The organism is Desulfurella amilsii (genome assembly GCF_002119425.1).
Classification (GTDB): domain Bacteria; phylum Campylobacterota_A; class Desulfurellia; order Desulfurellales; family Desulfurellaceae; genus Desulfurella; species Desulfurella amilsii.
The window spans coordinates 58,541-83,687 of record NZ_MDSU01000018.1 but is presented as its reverse complement, the minus strand read 5'-3'; the positions used below and the strand labels follow the sequence as shown (position 1 = coordinate 83,687).

General features: G+C 33.2%; 25 protein-coding genes. 14 read left to right on the top strand and 11 right to left on the bottom strand.

What is annotated here, in order from left to right; all coding sequences use genetic code 11:
• Window positions 1-13: 13 nt before the first annotated feature.
• The 10 genes from DESAMIL20_RS03865 to DESAMIL20_RS03820 form a co-directional block, all read right to left on the bottom strand.
• Entirely contained in the window at window positions 14-775 is a 762-nt protein-coding gene (locus DESAMIL20_RS03865; protein WP_086033504.1) for an SDR family NAD(P)-dependent oxidoreductase, read from the bottom strand.
• 12 nt (window positions 776-787) lie between these two features.
• Complete coding sequence (locus DESAMIL20_RS03860) at window positions 788-1,972, bottom strand: thiolase domain-containing protein (RefSeq protein WP_086033503.1); 1,185 nt, start codon at window positions 1,970-1,972, stop codon at window positions 788-790.
• 215 nt (window positions 1,973-2,187) lie between these two features.
• The gene (locus DESAMIL20_RS03855) at window positions 2,188-3,501 is read right to left on the bottom strand and encodes a sigma-54 interaction domain-containing protein (protein WP_086033502.1); all 1,314 of its coding nucleotides are present in this window, start codon (window positions 3,499-3,501) and stop codon (window positions 2,188-2,190) included.
• Between the two features lie 19 nt (window positions 3,502-3,520).
• Window positions 3,521-4,390 carry an MBL fold metallo-hydrolase gene (locus tag DESAMIL20_RS03850; protein ID WP_086033501.1) on the bottom strand — a complete coding sequence of 290 codons (870 nt, stop codon included), beginning with the start codon at window positions 4,388-4,390 and terminating at the stop codon, window positions 3,521-3,523.
• A gap of 23 nt (window positions 4,391-4,413) precedes the next feature.
• A complete protein-coding gene (metG, locus tag DESAMIL20_RS03845; RefSeq protein WP_086033500.1) occupies window positions 4,414-6,270 on the bottom strand; it encodes a methionine--tRNA ligase in 1,857 nt (618 codons plus the stop codon).
• Window positions 6,248-7,078: a PSP1 domain-containing protein gene (locus DESAMIL20_RS03840; protein WP_086033499.1), complete on the bottom strand. Its 831-nt coding sequence runs from the start codon at window positions 7,076-7,078 to the stop codon at window positions 6,248-6,250. The genes metG and DESAMIL20_RS03840 overlap by 23 nt, the downstream gene beginning before the upstream one ends.
• Window positions 7,079-7,675 (bottom strand): hypothetical protein, encoded by a 597-nt coding sequence (locus DESAMIL20_RS03835; protein WP_086033498.1) that lies wholly within the window; start codon window positions 7,673-7,675, stop codon window positions 7,079-7,081. It abuts the gene before it with no gap.
• Window positions 7,656-8,222 (bottom strand): dTMP kinase, encoded by a 567-nt coding sequence (tmk, locus tag DESAMIL20_RS03830; RefSeq protein WP_086033497.1) that lies wholly within the window; start codon window positions 8,220-8,222, stop codon window positions 7,656-7,658. The genes DESAMIL20_RS03835 and tmk overlap by 20 nt, the downstream gene beginning before the upstream one ends.
• 8 nt (window positions 8,223-8,230) lie before the next feature.
• Window positions 8,231-9,196 (bottom strand): 3'-5' exoribonuclease YhaM family protein, encoded by a 966-nt coding sequence (locus DESAMIL20_RS03825; protein ID WP_086033496.1) that lies wholly within the window; start codon window positions 9,194-9,196, stop codon window positions 8,231-8,233.
• 9 nt (window positions 9,197-9,205) lie between these two features.
• Window positions 9,206-9,964, bottom strand: coding sequence for an SDR family NAD(P)-dependent oxidoreductase (locus DESAMIL20_RS03820; protein WP_086033495.1), 759 nt, complete (start codon window positions 9,962-9,964; stop codon window positions 9,206-9,208).
• Window positions 9,965-10,087: 123 nt separating this feature from the next.
• On the opposite strand from DESAMIL20_RS03820, the gene htpX reads away from it, so the two are divergent.
• On the top strand, window positions 10,088-10,936 hold the full coding sequence (gene htpX / locus DESAMIL20_RS03815; protein WP_162287159.1) for a zinc metalloprotease HtpX: 849 nt from the start codon (window positions 10,088-10,090) through the stop codon (window positions 10,934-10,936).
• Here the strand turns inward: htpX and miaA are convergent.
• Window positions 10,913-11,824 (bottom strand): tRNA (adenosine(37)-N6)-dimethylallyltransferase MiaA, encoded by a 912-nt coding sequence (gene miaA, locus DESAMIL20_RS03810; protein ID WP_086033494.1) that lies wholly within the window; start codon window positions 11,822-11,824, stop codon window positions 10,913-10,915. The genes htpX and miaA overlap by 24 nt on opposite strands.
• Before the next feature lie 216 nt (window positions 11,825-12,040).
• Between miaA and DESAMIL20_RS03805 the strand changes: the two genes are divergently transcribed.
• The 13 genes from DESAMIL20_RS03805 to uvrB all read left to right on the top strand — a co-directional run bounded on the left by DESAMIL20_RS03805 (window position 12,041) and on the right by uvrB (window position 25,125).
• Window positions 12,041-13,252, top strand: a complete 1,212-nt coding sequence (locus DESAMIL20_RS03805; protein WP_086033493.1) for an L-lactate MFS transporter — start codon at window positions 12,041-12,043, stop codon at window positions 13,250-13,252.
• A 100-nt stretch (window positions 13,253-13,352) separates the two neighbouring features.
• Complete coding sequence (locus tag DESAMIL20_RS03800) at window positions 13,353-14,111, top strand: basic amino acid ABC transporter substrate-binding protein (RefSeq protein ID WP_086033492.1); 759 nt, start codon at window positions 13,353-13,355, stop codon at window positions 14,109-14,111.
• Between the two features lie 61 nt (window positions 14,112-14,172).
• The gene (locus tag DESAMIL20_RS03795; protein WP_086033491.1) at window positions 14,173-14,850 is read left to right on the top strand and encodes an amino acid ABC transporter permease; all 678 of its coding nucleotides are present in this window, start codon (window positions 14,173-14,175) and stop codon (window positions 14,848-14,850) included.
• Entirely contained in the window at window positions 14,837-15,559 is a 723-nt protein-coding gene (locus DESAMIL20_RS03790) for an amino acid ABC transporter ATP-binding protein (RefSeq protein WP_086033490.1), read from the top strand. The genes DESAMIL20_RS03795 and DESAMIL20_RS03790 overlap by 14 nt, the downstream gene beginning before the upstream one ends.
• Window positions 15,559-16,443 carry a DMT family transporter gene (locus tag DESAMIL20_RS03785; protein ID WP_086033489.1) on the top strand — a complete coding sequence of 295 codons (885 nt, stop codon included), beginning with the start codon at window positions 15,559-15,561 and terminating at the stop codon, window positions 16,441-16,443. Before DESAMIL20_RS03790 ends, DESAMIL20_RS03785 begins: the two co-directional genes overlap by 1 nt.
• 42 nt (window positions 16,444-16,485) lie before the next feature.
• The gene (locus tag DESAMIL20_RS03780) at window positions 16,486-17,190 is read left to right on the top strand and encodes a Bax inhibitor-1/YccA family protein (RefSeq protein ID WP_086033488.1); all 705 of its coding nucleotides are present in this window, start codon (window positions 16,486-16,488) and stop codon (window positions 17,188-17,190) included.
• A 65-nt stretch (window positions 17,191-17,255) separates the two neighbouring features.
• A complete protein-coding gene (locus DESAMIL20_RS03775) occupies window positions 17,256-17,912 on the top strand; it encodes a GntR family transcriptional regulator (RefSeq protein ID WP_086033487.1) in 657 nt (218 codons plus the stop codon).
• Window positions 17,909-18,805 (top strand): glycyl-radical enzyme activating protein, encoded by an 897-nt coding sequence (locus DESAMIL20_RS03770; RefSeq protein ID WP_086033486.1) that lies wholly within the window; start codon window positions 17,909-17,911, stop codon window positions 18,803-18,805. The genes DESAMIL20_RS03775 and DESAMIL20_RS03770 overlap by 4 nt, the downstream gene beginning before the upstream one ends.
• Before the next feature lies 1 nt (window position 18,806).
• On the top strand, window positions 18,807-21,212 hold the full coding sequence (hypD, locus tag DESAMIL20_RS03765) for a trans-4-hydroxy-L-proline dehydratase (protein ID WP_086033485.1): 2,406 nt from the start codon (window positions 18,807-18,809) through the stop codon (window positions 21,210-21,212).
• Window positions 21,205-22,086: a DMT family transporter gene (locus DESAMIL20_RS03760; RefSeq protein WP_086033484.1), complete on the top strand. Its 882-nt coding sequence runs from the start codon at window positions 21,205-21,207 to the stop codon at window positions 22,084-22,086. The genes hypD and DESAMIL20_RS03760 overlap by 8 nt, the downstream gene beginning before the upstream one ends.
• Before the next feature lie 40 nt (window positions 22,087-22,126).
• Window positions 22,127-22,663, top strand: a complete 537-nt coding sequence (locus DESAMIL20_RS03755; protein WP_086033483.1) for a glycine cleavage system transcriptional repressor — start codon at window positions 22,127-22,129, stop codon at window positions 22,661-22,663.
• Window positions 22,664-23,146 carry a peptide deformylase gene (gene def / locus DESAMIL20_RS03750; RefSeq protein ID WP_086033482.1) on the top strand — a complete coding sequence of 161 codons (483 nt, stop codon included), beginning with the start codon at window positions 22,664-22,666 and terminating at the stop codon, window positions 23,144-23,146. It abuts the gene before it with no gap.
• Window positions 23,147-23,148: 2 nt separating this feature from the next.
• Window positions 23,149-25,125 carry an excinuclease ABC subunit UvrB gene (gene uvrB, locus DESAMIL20_RS03745; RefSeq protein ID WP_086033481.1) on the top strand — a complete coding sequence of 659 codons (1,977 nt, stop codon included), beginning with the start codon at window positions 23,149-23,151 and terminating at the stop codon, window positions 25,123-25,125.
• The last annotated feature ends 22 nt before the right edge of the window (window positions 25,126-25,147 follow it).

Here is a 25,147-nt window from a genome sequence, read left to right as displayed (position 1 = left end):
TAGCCTCCTTTCGTTATATGATCGTTTGTGCGCCATCTATTATAATTTCTGTGCCTGTTAAAAAAGCAGGGGCTGCTGCTAAGTAAAGAAATGTACTCTCAAGCTCTTCGACATTTCCCAAACGCTTTATGGGTATGCGCTCATTTATGTATTGTTTTCCTTTTTGAGTTTCAAAAAATGCTTTGTTGATATCTGTTAAAAAATACCCGGGGCATATTACATTTACCTGTATGTTGTGTTTTATAAGCTCTAAAGCCAAGACTTTACTAAAATGAATAACAGCCGCTTTGCTTGCGCAGTACCCTGTCATGTATGGTGTTGCAATTTTGCCTAAAATAGAAGCTATATTTATAATCTTTCCTGCATTTTGAGCTATCATTAACTTTGCTGTTTCTTTGCAGACAAAAAACGTGCCTTTGAAATCAACATTAAAAACTTCGTCAAACTCAGATTCAATAAGTTCAACTGCAGGCTTTTGCACACCAGAAATACCAGCAGCATTAACGAGGATATCTATGCGCCCAAGTGTTTCTTTTACTTTGTTTACGCCATTTTTTACGCTTTCTGTATCGCTTACATCCATTTGCAAAGCCAGCGTTTCAATGCCATAGTCTGATTTTAAGCTATCAGTTTTTTGTTTACATAAATTGTAATTTCTTGCTGCTATTGCAACATTAATGCCAGCTTTTGCAAAAGCTGAGCAAGCAGTCTCTCCAATGCCCCTATATCCACCACTTACTAAAGCGATTTTGCCTTTTAAATCACTTTGATACATTACCTGCTCCTTTTAAGATAACCTTTTGAATACAACTGCATAGTTACTTGCCGCTGAGCCTCCAATATTGAATGTTAGGCCAATCTGTGGATTTTTCAGCTGAAAGCCAAGCGCGTTTCCTAAAAGCTGCCTTGCAGCAATAACAGCCATAGAAACACCCGTTGCACCTACTGGGTGGCCTTTGGCTTTAAGACCGCCTGATAGGTTTACAGGCAGTTTTCCGTCTCTGTATACAATGCCTTCTTCTAAAGCTTTGCAGCCTTCCCCGTCCTTTTTTATACCAAGAGCTTCATATGCTAAAATCTCTGCAATTGTAAAACAGTCGTGAACTTCTGCAAAATCTAAATCATTGACGCTAATTTTTGCTTTTTCGTAAGCTTTTTGAACGGCAATTTTGCCTGCTGTAAACTCATAATTTGCCCTTTTAGACATAGATAAATAATCGCAAGCAGCTTCTATGGAAGCTATTTCAACAAGTTTGTCTTTTACTGCTTTTGCATCTTCAAGTTTTGATAATACGACACAAGCAGCACCGTCTGTAATTAGTGAGCAATCATACAGCCTTAATGGGTCTGCTATGATGGGGTTTTTGTTGTCTGGCATATTCAGTATATCTTGCGGCTCAATATCTAAAGGTAGCTGAGCTAAAGGGTTTAAAAGGGCATTTTTGTGGTTTTTTGATGAAACTTTTGCAAACATTGTTCTTAATTGGTCATCGCTAAAGTTATAATGTGCTTTATAGCCTTTTGCATACTCTGCAAACAATCCCGGGAATGTAATGCCTTTTTCGCCTTCATCTGGCCAAAAAGAACCTGTTGCCAATATTTTTGTGATGCCTTTTGTATCCAGTGATGTCATCTTTTCTGCCCCAACAACCAGAGCAAACCTTACTCTACCAGATTCAATAGCGTTTATTGCCTGTAGTATTGCAGCCGAGCCGCTTGCACAGGCACTTTCTACCTTAACGCAAGGCTTAAACCTCAAAGACTCATCGATCTCTACACCAACTGGACCTAAGTGACCCTGGTTATTAAAGCCAAGGCTTCCATAGTTTGCAATCCAAACACCCCCAATGTCTTTTGGATCTATTTTAGCGTCTAAAATCGCTTCTTTCCCGCTGGCAATGATAAGATCGTAAATGCTATCATTTAATTTACCAAACTTTGTATGGGATGTCCCCAAAATGCAAACACTCATTTTATCCTCCTCTTTACTTACTTAAATTAACTAAAGCAAAAACTGTTCCTAATTATTTAACTATTAATTTTAGTTATCTTGTTAGTATTTCTAAATAACTAATTAATCATTTAAATATAAAGAATTGGTTACTGATATACACTTATGAATCATAAATAAATATTTTGTTTACAAAACAGGATAAGATTTGATTTATTTTTGAATATTTCGATTCATTATTGAATCAAAATTCCATAATGCTTTAGTTTTCTAACAATAGTAGACTGCGATACACCGTACTTTTTGGCAAGCTCTCGAGTATTTTTACATACTGGCAAAAGGCTAAGCAAAAGTTCTTTTTCGTAGTTTTTTAGTATAAGCTTTGGGTTTATATTTGGCTGCTGAATATTTTCTATCAAATAGTCTGATTTGGCAATGAGGTTTTTGGGTGTTGTAATTATCAGTTTTTCAATAACATTTTCTAGCTCTCTTATATTGCCTCTCCATGAAAGTGATTTAAATAAACTAATCAATTCGGGCTCTAATTGTTTGTTAAAGTTGTATTTGGTGTTAACTCTAGCGACTATGTAATTGATAAGTGGTTCAATATCATCCCTCCTTTCTCTAAGCGGTGGTATAAAAATGGGTATGACATTAAGTCGGTAGTATAAATCTTCTCTAAACAGCTTTTTTGATATCATGTCTTTTAAGTTTCTGTTTGTGGCAGTAATGATTCTCACATCTACATTAATGAGCTGTGTAGAACCAACACGAGTAAATTGCTTGTCCTGCAAAACTTGCAGTAGTTTTGCTTGTACATTTAAAGATAGTTCTCCAATTTCGTCTAAAAATAATGTGCCTTTTTGTGCCGCTTCAAAAAAACCTTTTTTGCCTTTTGGATTAGAACCTGTAAAGGCACCGCCCTCATAACCAAATAGTTCTGTTTCCATTAAATTTTCAGGTATAGCTGCGCAATTTACTTTTACAAAAGGATAAATTCTGCGAGGACTTGCGTCATGAATGAGTCTTGCAACAACCTCTTTTCCAACACCAGATTCCCCTGTAATTAAAACAGTAGAATCTACATTTGCAACCCTTAAAGTAAAGTCCACTATACTAACCATCTGAGAACTAAAAGCAATAATTTGATTATTTTTGTTATTATACTGACTGTCATAGTCAATATCGCCCATGTAGTGAACTTCACTTAGATCATATACTGTGCTTACAACGTATTTAAAATTGCCATTTTGGTCAAAAAAAGGTTTGCCTCGTGCTAAAAGCTTTTTGTTAGTTTTGGTTATGTAGGTAACTGCTGCAGGTTTTTTTGTTTTTATTACAAGCAGGGTTGCTGCTGCAGTAAAGTATTTTTGCTTTACCAATTCTTCCAGTGTTTTACCTACAAGTTCTTTTGCCTTTATCAAAGACATTTCTTCGAATGTTTTGTTTACATATAACGTTTTGCCTTTTTCATCTGTGAAGTATATCCCTATGTACAAATTATCCATAATTATATCTTTTAATGTTTCGCTAAAGTGTGTATCCATCATATAATTTGTTATAAACAGATTAAAATTCTATGTTATCGGAGTTTCCTATGTATAATTGACTTTGACTTGCAAATTTTGCGCTGCCTCCTATGACATTTATACCTTTTTGTATCATGTGCTCAACGGCAATAACACCTGTGCAATGATTGGCAGCGACTTTCTTTAATCCCCAACTTGCAAGTTTTTCAATTTCTTTAGCTTTTTGTTCGTTCCAGTCTTCTAAAAGTGAAATATGAAGCCCACCGTATAAACCGTAGAGAGCATCTCCATAATGATTCTTGACATATTCCATCATAGTATTTACACCGGGATGACAGCAACCTGTGATTGTAACAAAACCTTTGTCCTTAAGGTTGAATACGAGCATTTGTTCGTTTTTTACGCCTAAAATAATATCCATTTTGTAAACAAACGAAGAAAGCGTATCATTTTGAAATTTATCATCAACTTCAACCAAGTTACCTTTAAAATTGCTTTTTTCAATTATTTCATAGCCTTTTTTGCTAAAACCCACCGGTATATACAAATTGAAATCGTTCCTTATTTTTGTAATACTATTCAAACCCCAAAAGTGATCCATGTGTTCGTGACTTATAAACACATCATTGAGTTTTTCTTTTTTTAAAAGCTCCATTACCCCTTCCCTATCAAACACCCAATCCATATAGGATTCTCTCCAGCCAACATCAAGCAAAACATACCCTTTTTGATAGCTTTTTGTGTATTCTACTAAAGCGCTATAGCCCCCTGCGTTTTTATAATCCCAATTAATTGAGTATTGGTCAGTATTCATCCCTCCAGCTTTTTTGATATTGCTCATTAACAAGCCCGTGTCAAACCAGCTAGTTTCGGATAGACATGTAACTTTTAGACTATCTACACTAAGCATAAAACCTCCTCAAAATTTTTAGATTAGCTTATTTTACTTCCTGGCTTAATATCACCATCGACTGTTAATAATTTTAAACTTGTCTCATCTTTTGCTGCAAGCAGCATGCCATTTGATTCTACATTCATTAACTTAGCCTTTTGTAAGTTGGCCACAACTATAATAGTTTTGCCAATTAATTCTTCCGGTTTAAAGTATTCTTTAATGCCAGCAACGAGTGTTCTGGGTTCTTCTTCTCCAATATCTATTTTGAGTTTCATTAACTTATTTGATTTTTCTATAGGGTAAGCATCAATTATTTTGGCTACCTTTAAATCAATTTTTCTGAATTCATCAATGTTTATGCGCTCATTGGAAGCATCTTTTTGTTTTTGTGTGTATTCATATCTGGTAAAAAGCATTTCTTTTGTGCCAATTTTAATATTATTTACTGACCAATCAAGGAAAAAATCTATCGTTTTAGAATAAATGTCATCGCTGTATCCAATTTGTTTATAAATCTTGGATGCTGTATCTGGCATAAATGGTAAAATTGCACCGCATATAAATTTTATCGAGCAGAATATATTGAACAACACATTATCTAACTCATTTTTGTTTTTAATTGACCAGGGCTGCTTGTCTGTTATATATTTGTTTATAGATCTTACAAAATTCATAATTGACTCAAGCGCTTCATCAAATCTAAAAATATCGAAAGCAAGTTTAATGTTTTCAAAGGTTGTTTGAGCTAAATTTTTGGCTGTCTCATCTGCAGTACCTTCTTTTACAACACCACTGTTGTATTTTTCTATCATTGTAAGCGATCTGTTGATTAAATTGCCAAGATCGTTTACAAGATTACTGTTTATTTTTTCCACAAATTCTTTTTCGCTAAAATTACCATCTAGGCCAAACGGGACAGCTTTAAGCAAGTAATACCTGTAGGCATCGCGAGGATATTTTTCTATCATCTCGTTAGGATCTATTACATTGCCTAGCGATTTGCTCATTTTTTTACCATCAACCGTCCACCAACCATGCGCTACCACATGTTTTGGCAGTGGCAAATCTAAGCTCATCAAGAAAGCCGGCCAGTACACTGCATGGAATTTTAAAATATCCTTGCCTACCAAATGTACATCTGCGGGCCAGATTTCTTTGAAATTCTCTTTAGGATAATCTATTGCGGTTAAATAATTAAATAAAGCATCAAACCATACGTATATGGTATGCTTTTCATCAAAAGGCACTTTGATACCCCAATCCAGATTTATGCGTGTTACACTCAAGTCTTTTAGACCACTTTTTACAAAACTTACAATCTCATTGTATCGAGATTTTGGCAAAACAAAATCTGGGTTTTCCTCATAAAATTTGAGCAGTTTATCTTGATATTTTGACAATTTAAAAAAGTAAGACTCTTCTTTAATTAATTCAAGTGGTCTTGAGCAATCTGGGCATGTGTTATTTGGGCCAGGCTGAGTGTGAAATGTTTCGCAAGGTACACAGTACCAGCCTTCATATTGGTCTTTGTAAATATCGCCTTTTTTGTAAACTTCTTCAAAAATCTGCGCTACTACTTTTTTGTGATATTCATCGGTTGTTCTAATAAACTTTGTATTTGTTATGTCAAGCTTTTTCCATAAGCTTTGAAACCTCACTACAACCTCATCTGCTAATTGCTTTGGCGATTTATTTAGTGATTTTGCGGTTGTTTCAATTTTTTTCCCATGTTCGTCTGTTCCTGTTAGAAAAAATACATTTTCTTTTATTAATCTGTGAAAACGAGCAAGAGTATCTGCTGCAATTGTAGTATATGAGTGACCAATATGCGGGATATCATTAACATAGTAAATGGGTGTAGTTAGATAATAACTATTCTTCCTCGATAATTTCATATTCTTCTCCTTTTTCTTCTGCAATTTTTATTACGCTTTTTATATCATTGACTCCAACTTCTATCATCTTATTTTCTTGGTCTTTTATTACAACAGTGTTTTTTATTGGGTTTACAAGCACAACCTCGCCTTCGCACTCGTCTGTTTTTATAATCGAGCCTTTTGGTGGCAAATTTTTGAGAAAATCAGAGTAAATATGCTCTTCGTAATACAAGCAACACAATAACCTTCCACATATGCCAGAAATTTTTTTAACGCTTATGCTTAAATTCTGGTCTTTGGCCATTTTTATTGATACAGGCTCAAAGTTTTGCAAGAAACGCTTGCAGCAAACTATTTGACCGCACAAACCAATACCGCCTATTAATTTAGCTTCATCCCTTACGCCGATTTGGCGCATTTCAATACGAGTTTTAAAATAAGAAGCAAGTTTTTTAACCAAATGCCTAAAATCTACCCTTGTGGGTGATGTGAAATAAAAAATAATTTTGCTATTATCTATCGTGTACTCAACATCAACTAGTTTTATATCAAGATTTAAGTTTTTTGACTCTTGTGCGCAATATTTTTTGGCTTTTTGTGCTAACACAAGATTTTCATTGTACCTTTGAAGGTCAGATGCAGTTGCTACTCTCACGATACTTTTTAATTTGTCATCCTTTTCTTTAGATATTTTTATTACCTTTGCGAGATTTAAGCCCCTTTCTGACTCAGCAATCACAAAATCGCCAACCTTTAGCTCAAATTTCGTATATTTAAAAGGAATTATACTATTTGAGTGTTTAAATACGACATACGCAATACTCATTTATGTCCTCCAAAGCTCAATACATAGTTGAGCAATAAATAAATTAATATTTAAATTATAAGTTCTTAAATTTTTGTATTCTTCAATTAAAATATTGATTTTTTCAGGGAAATTATCCGAAAGTCTACTTATTAGGCTTTTTAAGTATTTTAAGAAAATTGGTTTATTTTGCTTGCTTATATTTTTAATGTTCAAAATTTCTTTTAAAAAACCACTTTTATCACTGTTTTTAAAAAATTCAAACAACTTATCAATATTTTCAGGCTTTATATTAAAATTAATGATTTGGGCCCTTGAGATGAGCGTATCTATTATGTATTCTGTTTCATAAAAAATAAAATAATTATGGTTTGTGGGTTCTTCTGTGAGCTTTAATAATGCGTTTTGAGACTCTAAATTTGCTTTTCCGATTAAAAAAGCATTGGGTGTTTCGTTAAACTCGTATGATTTTATCCTGATTTGATCAGTATCTTGTAATTTTAAATCTTCAAACTCATACGAATTGTTAGTGCCAAGACTTTGAGAAAACTGCCTTGCATCATCAAGGCTTGCGTTTATTAAGGCAAATGTTGTAAATTTAGCTAAATCTTGTTTCATAATATTCCACTGTATTCGAAAAAACTTCTTGAAGATTGCCCTGGGCATTAATTGTGATAAAATTGTGTTTTTTTGCAAGATCTAAATAACCCTCTCTAACCTTTTGAAAAAAAGTTAAATGTTTGTGTTCTATAGCGTCAAGTTTTTTAATTCTACTTAATGCCACTTCTGGGGTGCAATCCAGGTAAAATACAGTATTTGGTAAAAAATCCTCAACAACAAATTCATTAAGTTTAGTTACAAATTCAACATCTATGCCACCACCGTATCCTTGATAGCAAATTGTTGAGTAAAAAGACCTATCACTTACAATAAAATCAACATGTTGTTTTTTAAGTTTCTCTATATGTATAGACCTATCGGCTAAAAACAAAAAAAGCAAAGTTTTGTTCGTTTGATTTTTTCTTATTAGCACGTCTATATCTGATGTGTATGGTTCTTTTGTGTATAATACGCTGTATCCTTTGTTTAGCAAATACTGTAAAAACATTTTTGAGACAGTGCTTTTACCACTGCCGTCAATGCCCTCAAAAACAATGTAATTCATATTATTTATTAAAACAGCGTTAACTCTTCACTTTTATTATTTTTTGACACAAAAAAACTTCTACCCAATATTTTTATTGATTCAGTCCAATTTGTTTCATTTGCTTGTAAGTTTTGCAAAGGCTCCATTTTTGAGTCCATTGTGTCAATTAGGTGCAGCAATAATGCTTCTTTAGTTTTTGGGATTTTTGGAGAACCGTACTCGTATTCTCCATGATGACTTAGAATGCAATGCAGAATCTGAATTTCCTGCTCAAACGATAGTTTTGCACTTTTTAACTTTTCTTTGACTAGATTATAGCCAATTACAATGTGGCCAATAAGCCTGCCCTCGTTTGTATAGTTAAATGTAGAAGCATCTATTTCGTAAACTTTTCCAATATCATGTAAAAGCGCCACTGCAACCAATATATCTACATCTATAGGCATGTAAAACTTTGATATTTCTTTAGATATTTTAGCAACCGAAACTGTATGCTCAATTAGGCCACCAATATAGGCATGATGCATACTTTTTGCAGCAGGCGCTTTTTTAAATTTAGAAAAAAATTCATCAACTCCAAAAATGTTAAGCAGCAATTTTTTAATACCTTGGTTTTGTATGCCGTTTATAATAGCAAAAAGTTCTTTAGATAAGACTTCTATATCTTTTTTTGTTTTTGGCAAAAACTCATCTTTTAATTTCTCATCGGCATCTACTTTTTGAATGTCTTCTATAATAAGTTGCCAATTGTCTTTATAATAATTAGTTTTTGCTTTGAGTTTTACGAAATCTCCCTCTTTAAAATTTTCGTGCAAGTGATATAAATTTTTCCAGATCTTTGCCTCTATAGTGCCACTTTTGTCTTTTAACTTTAAACCAATATATTTATCACCATTTTTTGCATCAAGGAAGTGTTTTTCTAACACCATAAATAATTCTCCACTTATCTCTTGATGTTTTTTTTCCTTGATTTCTTTTATTATTTCAAACAAAACTACCCCCTATTTGTTGTAATCCCTATCATTAATCAAAACGCTTGCTTGCTGAGTAGGCATTATAATTACATCTTCAATGTTTACATGCTGAGGCCTTGTTGCAATAAAGTATATAACATCGGCAATATCTTCTGCATACAATGGTTTTATGTTCTCGTAAACTTTTTTAGCCCTTTGTGCGTCTCTAAATCTTACTTCGCTAAACTCAGTTTCTACCATACCTGGATCAATGCTTGATACACGTATATTTGTTCTTATTAAGTCCATTCTTAAACTTTTTGTTAAAGACTTAATAGCAGCTTTTGTTGCGCAATAGACATTTCCGCCAGGATACGATTCATGCCCTGCAATAGAACCTAAATTAATTATATGACCATAACCCTGTTTTTTCATAATAGGTATAATCAGTTTTGTTATAATCAGCACGCCTTTGATGTTTGCATCAATCATCTCATTCCAATTGTCAATGTTCCCTTGATCTAATGGTTCTAAACCGCGGGATAGTCCAGCGTTATTTATAAGTATGTCTATTGGGTAAAAATCTTTGGGTATAGATTCAACAAACTCAAATATATCTTCTTTATTTGACATATCGGTTTTTTTATAAAACACTTTTATTTTTTCATTTTTTAATTTACTTGCAATTTCTTCTAATCTGTCTATTCTTCTTGCATTTAATACAAGATTATAACCATTTTTTGCAAAAATTTCAGCACACGCTTTTCCAATGCCGCTTGAAGCACCAGTAATTATTACACTTCCCATGCTACACCTCCTATACAGTTATCAATTATACTACAGGTAACTAACATATTCAAGGATACCTTGACAATTTTTACTTTTGCTTTATAATTTTAATGGAAAAAACATGAAAAGGAGGTAATAATTATGATAAACACGGTTAAGACCGCGCTTTTACTAGGAATACTTACAGCACTGTTTATTGTAATTGGAAATGCAATAGGTGGCAGAAGTGGGGCTTTGATAGCATTTGCGCTTGCAATTGGGATGAATTTTTTTAGTTACTTTTTTTCTGATAAAATAGCGCTTGGAATATATCACGCTCAAAAGGTTACAGAAAGCGAGTATCCTGCTTTATTCAGGATTGTAAGAAAACTTGCTCAAAATGCAGATTTGCCTATGCCAAGCATATACATAATACCACAGGAAGCTCCAAACGCATTTGCAACGGGCAGAAACCCAAAAAACGCAGCGATTGCTGTTACAGCGGGAGCGCTAAGGCTCCTGAATGAAAACGAACTAATGGGGGTATTGGGGCATGAGTTAGGTCATATTAAACACAGGGATATTTTAATTTCTACAATTGCTGCAACTATAGCTGGCGCTATAATGATTATCGCCGATATGATAAGATGGGCTGCACTGTTTGGAGGATTTTCTAAAGATCGAGATTCAGAATCTAACCCTTTTGTTTTAATAGCACTAGCAATATTTGCACCTTTGGCTGCAACGCTAATCCAGCTTGCAATATCACGTGCGAGGGAATACGAAGCAGACAAAGCTGGCGCAGAATTTAGCGCTAACCCTTTATATTTAGCAAGCGCTTTAGAAAAGCTTGAAAACTATTCAAAACAAATACCATTAAAAGGCAATCCTGCCACGGAGAATCTCTTTATTGTAAACCCATTCAGTGCAAAAGGTATAATAAACTTGTTTTCTACCCACCCGCCTATTCAAGAGCGTATTAAAAGACTAAGGCAGATGGCTTTGGTATAGGTATTCCATAATTGTTTCAAAAGCATTTTTGTAATCCACTTTGATGCTTTTATCTTTAAACTTTGAGCTAAAGTATGTTTTTTGCCTTTTAGCGTATAGTTTTGTTTCTTTTATAATACTGTCTGTCATTTCTTCTTTGGTTATTTTACCATTAATATACAGTAAAGCTTGCCTATAACCAATAGACTGCATGGGTTTTGTTTGGGCAAAACCCATTTTTATAATATTAAGCGTCTCTTCTATAAGTCCATCAAGCATATTTGTTGTTCTATGAATTATCCTTTTCTCTAATACATTGTCTGAAATTTGCAATGAAAATATCATGCAATTTTCAAAAAAATTTTCCTTCTTTTTTGTATTAAAAAAATTCGTTAAACTACTTCCAGTTTGTAAAAAAACACTCAAAGCTCTAATAGTACGTTGCTTATCATTTTTGTTAATTTTTTGTGCCCATTTAGGATCAATAATTTTAAGCCATTTATATAAATTAATCACATTTTCATTGCCTACACTATCAAAAAAGTTTTTAATTTTTGAATCCACTTGGGGAATTAAGTCAAGTGAATTTAGCAGCGCATCAATATAAAACAATGTGCCTCCGCAAAGCATAGGAATTTTACCTATTGATTTAATCTCTTGTATTATTTGTTTGGCTTGGATCGAAAATTCTTGGGCGCTATAATCTTCATCTGGTTCTTTAATATCAATCAAATGATGTTTAATTTCTTTTAAGCATGTCTTTGACGGTTTTGCAGATCCTACATCAAAATATTTATAAATTTGAATGGAATCTGCAGAAATTATTTCACCATTTAGTGTTTTTGCAAGTCTAAATGCTAACTCTGATTTGCCTGTTGCTGTTTGACCCAATATTACTATCGTTTTCATAATTTGGTATGTTACAGAAAATTTTTAAAAATTCAATTTATAATTATCTAAACAAAAAAATTTGACAATTAAAATATTAGATTTATTAACCCTTATCAAAATGTGAGGTTTGTATTTTATTATTTTCAAATAATTAAATAAAAAGTAATTGACAAATTAAATTTTATTTGATATATTTATTACAAACAATTAATTTATTTGTAAGGAGGTCTTAGTATGGCTCAAGATGCTGCACAAGCAGGTGGTGGTAGATGGCTTTATGTTATTCTTGGTTTAGTTGTAAACATAATGCTTGGGACTATTTACTCTTTTAGTTTGTTTAGGGCTCCTCTTGAAAAACTCTGGAGTATCTCAGCTACTGCAAGTGGTTATCCTTTTATGCTCTTCTTGGCAGTTTTTGCTATAGCTATGCCAATTGGTGGCAATTTGATGCAAAAATGGGGCCCAAGAAATACGATGATTTTGGGTAGTATACTTGTTGGAATTGGCTGGATTTTAGCTGGATTTTCCACAAGTATTGGGATGCTTGCTTTAATTTATGGGATAATCGGTGGTTTTGGTGTAGGTTTAGTTTATGGTTGTCCTGTTGCCGTTGCTGCTAAATGGTTTCCAGACAAAGGCGGTTTAGCAATTGGTTTAACGGTAGGCGGATTTGGCCTTTCTGCACTTATTATGGCACCAATAATCAAAGCTCTAATAGCCTCTGTGGGCCCTTTGAATACTTTTATGTATTTAGGTGTAGTATTTTTGGTTATAAATGTATTGCTTTCTTTGCCATTTAAATTTCCTCCACCTGATTTTAAAGTCGCATCCACTACAACTACCGTTCAGACTCAAATAGTTGCTGTTAAAGATTATGATCGCTCAGAAGCTATGACAAAATCAACCTTTTGGATACTTTGGTTCTTATATATAATTGGCGCTATGGCAGGTATTACGGCAATAGGTATTGCGGCGCCTGTAGGAAAGGAATTGAAGTTGTCTGTTGCTGCAGCAGCAAGTGCTATTCAATTATTTGCGGTATTTAACTTTGCAGGAAGACCTTTATACGGCTGGCTTACAGATAAATTGACTCCAAAATACGCATCTGCTTTGTCTTTTGTGATAATTGCTGTTGCAACAGGTTTGTTATATTCATCAAAAAGCGTAGGAATTTATTATATAGCATTTTCTTTGCTATGGCTTACACTTGGTGGTTGGCTTGCAATTGCACCAACTGCAACAAAAACATTCTTTGGCACTAAATATTATGGTAAAAACTACGGTGTAATATTTACAGCATACGGTATAGCTGCAATTTTAGGTACACTGCTTTCCGGTAAAATTAAAGACATGACGGGCTCTTATTTTACAGTGTTCCCAATAGTTATGATAATAGCAATCATAGGTATCATAATCTCATTAGCCTTAAGACCTCCCAAGTCTTAAACTTTAGGGGTGCATTAGCGCACCCCATCTAATTAAAAATCAGTTGACAATTTTATTATAATTTGTTAAAACTTAAGTAGAAAATTAAAAGGGGGTTTGTATGCTTCGTAAAGTTTTTGTGTTTTTTGTAGCTAGTTTTTTCGTATTTTCCTTAGGTTTGCTAAATTTGGCTAAAGCCGAACCGGTAGTTAAAGTAGGCGTGGATACTACTTTCCCACCATTTGAAATGCAAGAACATGGTAAAGTAGTAGGTTTTGATGTTGATTTGGTAAATGCCATTGCAAAAGCAGAAGGATTTAAAGTTGAATGGCACACTATGGATTTTCAAGGTCTGATTCCAGCACTCCAAACGGGTACAATTCAAATGGCAGTAGCAGGTATGACAATTACACCTCAGAGGGCTCAAGTTGTGTATTTCTCAAAACCATATTATCACTCAGGACAGTCCATATTGGTTAAAAAAGATAGCCCAATTAAAGATTTGGCTGATCTGAAAGGAAAAACTGCAGCCACAAAGTTAGGGACAACCGCTGATATCATGTTATCAAAAATGAAAGATATCAAAGTAGAACGTTTTACAAACATTGACGATGCTTACAACCAATTGCAAAATGGTGGTGCTCAGGCAGTGGTGTTTGATAACCCAGTAAATATTAATTATGCAAAAACTCATAAAAATGTCCATACGGTTGGAAAATTATTAACCGGTGAAGATTATGGAATTGCTGTTAGCAAACAAGATCCAAGGTTGCTTGAAAAAGTAAATGCTGGTCTTGAAAAAATTCTACAAAACGGTACATACCTAAAACTTTATAGAAAATACTTTGGCGATGATAATGCTGGATTGATTACAAAATAATTTAAGATAAGCAGCCAACCAAAGGGCTGCTTTAATTTTTCAAAAAGGTTGGTAGTTTATAGTGAGTGATTTTTTAAATGTAATTTGGCAAAATTTACCTCAACTAATATATGGAGCAAAACTAACACTGTTCTACTCAGTAGTTGTTATAATTGTAGCAACATTTCTTGGACTTATATTTGCATTATTTAAAATTTCACACAATCCCATATTCAAAAAAACAGGCGAAGTTTATGTACATATTTTTAGAGGACTGCCTTTGCTCGTTGAGATTTTTTATATTTACTTTGCGCTTCCAATGATTTTGCCTTTACATGAGTGGTTTCACCCTTATTTTACGCCTATTGCTGGTATACTTGCACTGTCCCTTAATGAAGGCGCATACCTTACAGAAATCATTAGAGCTGGTATTTTGTCTATAGGAAAAGGTCAAACAGAAGCAGCTTATAGTATTGGTATGACAAAATATAAAACAATGAGATATATTATATTACCTCAAGCTTTTAAGCGTATGATACCACCACTTGTCAATCAATTTATACAAACTATCAAAGACACATCACTGTTATCTGTAATTTCCATCTCAGAGCTTACAAGGCAGGGTCAAATGATTATTTCTACAACATTTGCATCATTGCAAATCTGGACTGCGGTAGCTGTAATATATCTAGCTATAATTTTCACATTGACTGGAATTTCTGGATATTTAGAAAGGAGATTCAAAATTGATAGACGCTAAAAATGTTAAAAAAAGCTTTGGAAAAAATTTAGTACTAAAAGGTGTATCGCTATCGGTTAAGCCAAAAGAAGTTGTTGTAATAATGGGTGCTTCTGGTTCAGGGAAAAGCACTTTTTTAAGATGTTTAAATGGCTTGGAAAAAGTTGATAGTGGCGAGATTTACATAAATAATGTTGAGATTACACACAATAAAACTAACCTAAATTTAGTAAGAAGAGAAGTGGGAATGGTTTTTCAGCATTTTAACTTGTTTGCACACTTAACAGTAATAGATAATATTACTATTGGACCCATTAAAGTACTTGGCAAGTCTAAAGAAGAAGCTCACAGGCTTGCACTAGAGCTTTTAAAAAAAGTTGGTTTAGAAGAAAAGGCAAATCACTACGCAGATGAATTATCAGGTGGTCAACAGCAACGTGTGGCAATTGCTAGGGCTTTGGCTATGAACCCTATTGTAATGTTGTTTGATGAACCCACAAGTGCACTGGATCCAGAAATGGTGGGTGAAGTGTTAAATGTTATGAGAAACTTAGCCAAAGAAGGTATGACTATGATTGTTGTTACGCACGAAATGGGTTTTGCACGTGAAGTTGGTGATAGAGTAGTGTTTATGGATGATGGTCAGATTGTAGAAGAAGGAACACCTCAGGAAATTTTTACAAACCCAAAGCAAGAACGCACGAAGCTTTTTATTAGTAAAATACTATAATGTCAAATACCAAAAAAGGTTATATTTATCTAGCTTTATGTATAGCATGCTGGGCACTTATACCTATTGCTTCAAAAGAAATACTGTCTGTCTTAGATAATATTCAGATGTTATTTTACTCAACAATAATTTCTACAATAGTTCTGTTTGTTTTTGTGATTTTACAAAAAAAATTAAAGCTGATTTTTTCTTATACAAAAAAAGATTACTTTTACATTATTTTAATAGGCTTTATTGGTATTTACTTTAATTACCTGATGCTTTATAAAGCGTTTTCTATTGGAGATCCAGTAAGTGCGTTTATTTTAAACTATACCTGGCCCGTATTTTTATTTATTATGTCAATATTTGTGTTTAAAGAAAAACTCACAATAAAAAAAATTCTTGCTATTTTGATTAGCTTTTTTGGTATAATAATTATTGTAACTAAAGGGAATATTTTCCAAATAAGTCTAGGTAATATTAAAGGAGATTTTTTTGCACTCCTTGCAGCCTTAAGTGCTGCTGTGTACTCAGTTATTGGCAAAAAGATGAATTTTGAAAAAACCACAAGCGTTTTTTTATATTTTTTGGTTGTTTTAATATTTATCACACCAACCCTATTTATACTATCAACGTTTAAAATACCGAATTTTAAAAGTTTATTTTGGTTGTTTGTTAATGGAACATTTATAAATGGTATAAGCTTTATATTTTGGTTTAAAGCCCTAGAGTATTTAAAAACGCATATTATATCAAACGGTATTTATTTAACGCCTTTTTTGTCGCTTATATACCTAAATTTATTCTTAGGCCAAAAAATTTACCTATCTGCGTTGGTTGGTTTAGTGTTTATTGCTTTAGGTATAGTTATTGTATCAATCGGATCTAGATCGCTTGAATAAATCGTAAAATTGATTATAATCTAAAAAAGGGAGGTCTGAGGTATGTCAAATACAATATTAAGAACACAAGATCAAGCAATAAGCACGTCAGCTTTTGTAAGTAAGGTATATTTGTGGATGTTTTTGGGTTTAGGGTTAACTTTTTTAATCTCCTATGGTTTTTCTACCAGCCCTCAAGCCTTGAGTATAATTGCCAAAAATCCTATTTTGTTTTGGGTTTTAATAATAGGGGAATTAGGCCTAGTGTTCACAATTAGTGCGGGAATTAATAAGCTAAATGCTCAAGTTGCTGCTTTTTTATTTATACTGTATAGTTTACTCAATGGTGTAACACTATCCTTCATCTTTTTAGCATACACGCAAACAGTTATTGCTTCAGCATTTGGAACAAGTGCTTTGATGTTTTTAGTTATGAGTTTATTTGGCTTGACTACAAAAAAAGATTTAACGGGCTTTGGCCATTTTTTGTTTATGGGTTTAATAGGTGTTATTATAGCAAGTGTGGTAAATATATTTCTCAAAAGTCCAATGATGTATTTTGTAATAAGTGTAATTGGCGTTATAGTATTTGCTGGTCTTGCAGCCTACGATAATCAAAAATTGAAACAAATGAGTTACACAATTGATGCAGACAATAGCTCTTTAGTTTTAAAAGGCACTGTAATTGGTGCTTTGGCTTTATATCTTGACTTTATTAACCTTTTCTTAATGCTTTTAAACCTGTTTGGGATGGGGAGAAGAGAATGAAAAAATTAAATACGGGCCACAGTCGTGGCTTTTTTTAATAAAATATGTGATATATCAGATATCAGATGGAAATTAATTTAAAGTCTTTAAGGGAACAAGTATACGAGTACTTAAAGGAACAGATAAACAAACAAAATCTAAAAGGTGGCGACTATATTGATATCAATGCCTTATCAAATCTGCTAAAAATTAGCAAAACACCTTTAAGAGATGCTCTGTTGCAACTTGAGATGTATGGTTTCGTTACGATAAAGCCAAGAAAAGGTATATTGATTAATAAACTTAGTGTAGATGATGTTAAGTATTTTTATGAAATAATTGGAGCTTTGGAATGCGCTATTATACAACAGCTGTGTCTTTATATTGACAGTCAATTGATTGAAAAACTAAAAGTTTACAATGATGTGATGCAAAAAGCACTTGATGAATCAAATTTTGACTTGTACTATAAAAACAATTTAAATTTTCACAACTCATACTTAAATTTAAGTAAAAATCACTATGCCCTAAAAATAATTGAAAACTTAAGACAAAGGCTTTATGATTTTCCAAAAAAAGCACATTATTTGCCAGAGTGGGAAAAGCGATCAACAACAGAACATGATTCTTTCATAGAATTGTTGGAAAAAGATTGTTTTAAGGCAGCTGTATTTATGAAGGATGTTCATTGGTCTTTTAGTGTGCAGGAAAAATTTATTATGGAGTATTACTTTAGACAATGAAAGGTCTAATTTTTGATATTAAGCGATATTCTATTCACGATGGAGAAGGTATCAGGACAACAATATTCTTTAAAGGTTGTCCTTTGTCGTGCCTTTGGTGTCATAACCCAGAAAGTCAAAGTTTTAAAACACAATTAGTGCATTATGAAAACAAATGCATAAATTGTAAGACATGCGAACATATTTGTAAAAAACAAGCCATTAAAATAATTGACAACAAAGCTCATATCAACAAACTTTTATGTAACATGTGCTTGGATTGCACAAAGAGTTGCCCTACAAACGCCCTATCTGAAATTGGAGCACTCTACAGCATAAATGAATTGGTTGAAGAAATATTAAAAGATAAAGTATTCTACAGTGAGGGTGGTGTTACAATTTCTGGTGGAGAACCATTTTCTCAGGCCAAATTTTTATTGTATTTGGTTAAAAAACTAAAGGATTACTATCTAAATATTGCGATTGATACTTCAGGCTATACAAACTTTTCAAATATAGAAAAGATTTTAGACTATACTGACCAGTTTTTGTACGATTTAAAGATAATGGATCCACAATTGCACAAAAAATACACAGGCGTATCAAATCAAATCATTCTTGAAAATTTAGAAAAACTCTCTTGCGCCGCAAGAGACAAAATCACTATAAGGCTACCGATAATACCAACGATTAATGATAATTTGGATAATCTTTCTCAAACTGCTATATTTTTGAAAAAACTAAAGATTCACAAGATAGATTTGCTTTTTTATCACAATATAATGCTTGATAAGTATAGGCGGCTTAATATGGAATTTAAACTTCAACATATTAAAAAACCATCTGATGAAGCAGTTAATTCAATAGCAAACTTTTTTAAGTCTCAAGAATTTATTGTAAATATAGGAGGCTAATATGCAAACGAGTTGCTCAATTGTAGGGTTTAAACAACCAAAAACACTAAGGGGTTGCACCGCTCGTATTAAAAAACTATACGAACAAAGCTTGCACGCTCAAGAAAAAATTTCCGCCGAAAGAGCAATGCTTTTAACAGAGTTTTACAAAAAAAATGATGTTGACAGCATACCTTTAAAAAGGGCGCTAGCATTTGAGTATATTTTGGAAAATAAAAAAGTAACACTACTTGACGATGAATTGATAGTGGGAGAGCGTGGGGAGTTTCCTAAGGCGACGCCAACTTATCCAGAAATCAATCTACACTCATTACAAGATTTAAAAATTTTAAATGAAAGATCTAAGGTCCCCTATAGGGTTGATGATGAAGTATTTTTGCTTTATAAAGATGCTATAATACCCTATTGGAGTGGCAAAACTATAAGGGAAAAGATATTTTCAAATATGCATCAAGCGTGGCTTGATGCATTTGAAGCTGGTGTTTTTACCGAATTTATGGAACAGCGCGCACCTGGTCATACGGTTTTGGGCGATAAAATTTATAAAATGGGTATGCTTGACATCATTGACCAGATAAATGAAACACTCAACAATTCAAAAAATGATCCAGAAAGTTTGAGCAAAAAAGAAGAACTCCATGCAATGAAGATTGCTGCAAATGCAATTATAAAATTCGCAAATAGATACGCAAAAGAAGCTTTAAGAATAGCCCAATCAGAGCAAAACCCCACTAGAAAGCAAGAGCTTTTAGAGATTGCAAGGATTTGTAACAAAGTGCCAGCTTACAAGCCAGAAACTTTTTATGAAGCAATTCAGTATTACTGGTTTGTACATCTTGGCGTAATAACCGAGCTTAATGGTTGGGATTCATTTAGCCCTGGTAAGCTTGATATGCATCTATACCCATTTTACAAAAAGGATATTGAAAGAGGTATTTTAACAAAGCAAAAGGCAAAAGAGCTACTTGAGTGTTTATGGATAAAATTTAATAACCATCCAGCGGTTGCAAAAGTGGGTGTGACAGCGCAGGAGAGCTCAACGTATACGGATTTTGCCCAAATTAATTTAGGTGGTTTGGGTGAAAAAGGCAATCCAAGTGTTAATGAGCTATCTTATCTAACGCTGGATGTGATTGAAGAAATGAGGCTTGTGCAACCAAACCCTTCAATTCATGTTAGCAAAAAAACACCTGATGAGTTCATAAAAAGGGCTATAGATGTAATAAAAACTGGATTTGGACAACCGGCTATTTTTAATGCGGATTCTGTAGTGCAAGAATTATTAAGGCAAGGCAAATCTATAGAGGATGCACGACTTGGCGGCACAAGCGGCTGTGTGGAATCTGGGGCTTTTGGCAAAGAAAGCTACACATTAACTGGATATTTTAGCCTGCCAAAGGTGCTAGAAATCACATTAAATAATGGTATAGATCCTCTTACTGGCAAGCAAATCGGTTTGAAAATAAAAAATTTTCAAGACTATAGTACATTTGATGAATTTTTCGATGCCTACAAAAAGCAATTACAGTACTTTATTGATATCAAAATGAAAGGCAGTTTAATGATTGAGCAAATATATGCAAAATATTGCCCTGTCCCATTTTTATCTGTGCTTATTGATGATTGTATACAAAACGGCAAAGACTTCAACGCAGGTGGCACAAGGTACAATACGTGCTACATACAAGGCACAGGCATAGGAACAGTTACAGATAGTTTGTCGAGCATAAAGTACCTTGTGTTTAATACAAAGAAAATAGAGCCGAATGATTTGCTTTTAATGCTAAAATCAAACTTTGAAGGTTTTGAAATCCAAAGACAAATAATGCTTAATAAAGCACCCAAATATGGCAACGATGATGATTTTGCTGACAGCATAATGCAAGAAGTATTCGATGAATTTTTTAAAAATATTGATGGCAAGCCTACTTATAAAGGTGGAACCTTTAGGATAAATATGTTGCCAACAACTGTGCATGTGTATTTTGGGTCGAAGATGCTTGCAACGCCAGATGGTAGACTAGCCTATATTCCTATCTCAGAAGGTATATCGCCAACCCAAGGAGCAGATCGAAAAGGACCCACAGCTGTGATAAAATCTGCATCAAAAATGGATCATATAAAAACCGGAGGAACACTGCTTAATATGAAGTTTACACCTGATTTACTAAAAGATCAAAAAGGTATAAATGCTTTAGTGAGTCTAATTAGATCGTATTTTAAACTTGATGGGCATCATGTGCAGTTTAATGTAGTAGATGCAAATACCTTAAAAGAAGCCCAAAAAAAACCGCAGGATTACTCTGATTTGATTGTAAGGGTGGCCGGGTATAGCGATTATTTTTGTCACTTAAATGAACAGCTACAAAATGAAATAATAGCAAGGACACAGCATAGTTTTGAGTAAGCATAAAATTATTTTAGCCAGCTTAATAGGTATAATTGGCGTTAGCTTTGCTTCGATATTTATAAAGGAATGTGCCAATGTGCCAAGCATAGTATTATCAATGTATAGGCTTGATATTGCAGCGCTAATATTATTGCTTATTAACATTTTAAAAAAGAACAAAATACTACCGTTATCAAGAAAAGAGCTTTTGCTTGGTTTTTTAAGTGGTGTTTTTTTAGCGTTGCATTTTTATTTTTGGATTGCTTCACTAAAATACACTTCTATCGCAAGCTCAGTGGTGCTTGTTAGCACTAACCCCTTTTTTGTAGTTTTGGTATCGCTGTTTTTAATGAAAGAAAAAATTACATTTAAGATGGTTTTAGCGTTAATTGTATCTTTTATTGGAACGATTATTATAACAGTAAATGATGGTAATCTATTTAGCTCTAAAATTGACAAAGTAGCTTTATTTGGGGATATGTTAGCTTTAATTGGTGCTTTTAGCGTGAGTTTTTACTTTATAATTGGGGCTCAACTTAGAAAAAGTATGGATACAAACAAATATATTACTGTAGTATATTCATCGGCTGCCATTTTCATAACTATCATGGTAATGTTTGCCAATGTGGATGCTTTTCACTATAGCACAAGGGATTTTTCTTTTATATTTCTCCTTGCAATTATACCGCAGCTTGTAGGCCATAGCGCATTTAATTGGGCGCTAAAGTATTTAAAAGCAACCGCTATAGCAATTACTACGCTTGGAGAAATTATTGGCTCTTCAATTTTGGCGTATATTTTTTTTGCTCAAACCATTAGCTTATGGCAATTTGTTGGCATTGCATTTATTATAAGCGCTATAGTTATATCCTTTAAGTATGGAAAAGTTTAATTTGTTTTTTTAAAAAAAATACTTATAATTATGCTGTAGTATGAAGTATTATTATGCTTTAACGGTTATTGGGAAGGATAAGCCAGGCATTGTTGCCAGTGTGGCAAAAGTACTATACGAGCTGAATTTTAATATAGAGGATTCTTCTTCAACATTACTAAAAGATCAATTTTCCATGATACTGATTATTTCAAATACTTCTATAATTAGCTTATTGGAGTTAAAGAAAGCTTTTGCAAATGTTAGAAAAAACTTGCAATTAAGCATTTCTGCAAGACAAATTGACGCAGTGGACCAGCCTTTAAAAGAAGTAAAAAAATATATGATTTCAATTTATGGTAGTGATAAACCAGGTATTGTATATAAAGTTACTCAAGCGTTATGTGATTTAAATATAAATATTGTTGACTTAAAGACTCGGGTTTCTGGATCGAAGAAAGATATATACATTATGGTTTTGGAAGTTGAAGTACCAATGGATGTAAACATTAGTTCTGTCAATAGTACAATAAACGCAATTTCGAAAGAAATGGATGTTGATTTTTCAATTAGGCCGATCGAGTCTTACAGTATATGAATGATAGAAATTGTAAAGTTTCCAGACAAACTTTTAAAAAAACAATCGCTTGATGTAGATTCTATTAATAATGAAATATTGTCTATTGCAGATAAGCTCACATTTGTGCTTGACTATTATAATCATTGTGTGGGCATAGCTGCTGTGCAAATCGGATATTTGACAAGAATTGTTGCAGTAGATGTGTCAAAAACAAAAAACAAAAATCATGGAAGGATAATAATGATAAACCCGGCGATTCTTGAAAAGAGCTTAGATGGTATAGTTACAAAAGAAGGTTGTCTTAGCATACCAGATTATTTAGCCTACGTTTCACGGCCAAAAAAAATAACAGTTGGTTATATAGATTTAAATGGCAAAAAACAAACGCTTGAAGCAAAAAGATTTGAAGCGGTTGTAATTCAACATGAAATTGATCATTTAGACGGCATATTATTTATTGATAAAATAGCTTCTACAGATTGTTTAATAGATAGGATTTAAAGATGATATACGATCTACACTCAGATTATAAGCCCACAGGCGACCAGCCAAATGCAATAAGAAGTTTGGTTAACAACCTAAAAAAAGGTGTTAGATTCCAAACATTGATTGGCGTAACAGGCAGTGGCAAAACCTTTACAATAGCAAATTTAATTAAACATATAAATAAACCTGTACTGGTAATTTCTCATAATAAAACGCTTGCAAGTCAGCTTTATACAGAATTTGCGAATTTTTTTCCAAATAATGCGGTTGAGTATTTTATTAGCTATTACGACTATTATCAACCAGAAGCCTATGTACCCCGCACAGATACCTATATTGCAAAAGACTCATCTATTAATGATGAGATAGACAGACTTCGCCAAAAAGCTACGATGAGCTTGCTTACAAGAAAAGATGTTATTGTTGTAGCAAGCGTTTCGTGTATATATGGCATTGGCGAAAAAGAAGATTATGAAGGCATGTCTTTTAAGATAAGTGTTGGCGATAAATTAAACATCAGAAAATTTTTAGAAGTACTGGTTGAACTTTTGTACAAGAGAAACGATATTGATTTTGAAAGGGGTAATTTTCGCGTAAGGGGTGACGTTGTTGATGTGTATTTGTCTTATTTTAAAAACATGGCTTTAAGAATTGAATTTTTTGACGATACAGTTGAAAAAATATCCATTTTTGATCCTCTTGTTGCCAAATTGATTGAAAAAAAAGACTCTGTGGTTATTTTTCCAGCAAGCCACTACGTATCTACAAAGCAAAAACGCAACATAGCGATTCATAGAATAAGAGAGGAGTTAAGGGAGCGCATTCAATTTTTTAAATCCCAAAATAAGCTTTTGGAAGCCCAACGCATAGAGGAAAGGGTTAATTTTGACCTTGAAATGATTGAACAAACGGGCACATGCAGCGGTATTGAAAATTACTCCTTGCATTTTTCAAGTAGATCGCCAGGTGAGCCCCCTATTTCTTTAATAGATTACTTTAATAAGGATTTTTTGTTAATTATAGATGAATCTCATGTTACAATCCCACAATTAAGAGGTATGTATGAAGGTGATTACTCAAGGAAAAAAACACTCGTAAATTACGGCTTTAGGTTGCCAAGCGCTTTGGATAACAGACCACTTAAATTCAATGAATTTATGGAAAAAAATTATCAAGTAATATTTGTTTCGGCTACACCATCTGAATTTGAGCTTGAACTATCAAAACCATACATAGTAGAGCAGATTATTAGACCAACGGGACTTATGGATCCAGAAATATTAGTAAAGCCTATGGATGGGGCGATAGATGATTTGTTTGGTGAGATTAAAAATAGCATAAATCAAGGTTATAAGGTACTTGTGACGACACTTACAAAAAAAATGGCAGAAGATGTAAGCGAATATTACAATAATTTAGGGCTTAGGGCAAAGTATATGCATTCTGAGATAGACGCAATTGAGCGTGCGAAGATTATATGGGATTTTAGAAACGATAAGTTTGACTGTCTTGTAGGCGTAAATTTACTAAGAGAGGGCCTTGATATACCAGAGGTAAATTTAGTAGCAATATTGGATGCAGACAAAGAGGGTTTCTTGCGAAGCAAAACGAGCCTTATACAAACTGCAGGAAGAGCTGCACGAAATGCAACTTCTAAAGTAATTTTTTATGCAAATAATATGACTAAATCAATGCAGGAAGCAATAAATGAAACGCTAAGAAGAAGAAAAATTCAAGAAAGTCACAATATAAAAAATCATATAACGCCTACAACAATAATAAAAAATAAAGATAGTAAGGTTTTGGAAATGTGCAATTTGGATTATTTGGAAAACCCAAAAATTGATGGCATAATAAAGAAAGATTTGCCAAAAATGATAAGTAAGCTTTATAGGCAAATGAAAGAAGCGTCCGAAAAAATGGAGTTTGAAAAAGCCATTGAGTTTAGAGATGAGATTGAAAGATTAAAGAAACTTGACATGGAATTAGTTTAGAATACAATTTAATAAGGAGACA